Raw genomic sequence first — 283 nt, 5'->3', positions numbered from 1 at the left:
CTGACCGTCAACGGCGTCTCGCACGACGTCGAGGCCGACCCCGGCATGCCGCTCCTCTGGGTCCTGCGCGACCGCCTGGGCAAGACCGGCACCAAGTACGGCTGCGGCATCGCGCAGTGCGGCGCCTGCACGGTCCACCTCGACGGCCAGCCCGTCCGCTCCTGCCAGACCCGGATCGGCGACGTCGGCGCGGCGAAGATCACCACGATCGAGGGCGTCTCGGGCCGCGCCGCGGAGGCGGTCCAGGGGGCCTGGCGCAAGCCCGACGTCGTGCAGTGCGGCT

General features: G+C 74.2%; 1 protein-coding gene. It reads left to right on the top strand.

Features of this window, described 5'->3' with window-relative positions; all coding sequences use genetic code 11:
• The coding region (locus ACLBXP_RS26025) for a (2Fe-2S)-binding protein (RefSeq protein ID WP_447670671.1) at positions 1-283 on the top strand (283 nt) is incomplete at both ends.

Source organism: Methylobacterium sp. A54F, from assembly GCF_053346035.1.
Note: the sequence above shows the minus strand (reverse complement) of the source record. Positions and strands in the feature narration are given on the sequence as shown.